Here is a 242-nt window from a genome sequence, read left to right on the forward strand (position 1 = left end):
GCAGAAGGGCGTGGACGCTACGGCCGACCGTATCGCGGCCATCAACGACGTGATCGCGCGAAGTCCGGCGTCATCGCCAGCGCCGGACTTCGCGCGATCACGTCGTTGATGGCCGCGATACGGTCGGCCGTAGCGTCCACGCCCTTCTGCATCCGCCCCAACGTCTCGGTATAGTCGGGAAAGTCGATCGCGCCGCGCTCGGCCGCCAGACCCTCCACGGCGCGGCGCAATAGCGCCAGCTC

1 pseudogene is annotated in these 242 nt (G+C 68.6%); it reads right to left on the bottom strand.

The window, feature by feature from the left end:
• Positions 1 to 41: 41 nt before the first annotated feature.
• Positions 42 to 242, bottom strand: a pseudogene (locus A3736_RS17330) (hypothetical protein); the annotation flags it as partial.

Origin of the sequence: Erythrobacter sp. HI0063 (assembly GCF_001635685.1) — a bacterium.
Lineage (GTDB): Bacteria > Pseudomonadota > Alphaproteobacteria > Sphingomonadales > Sphingomonadaceae > Qipengyuania.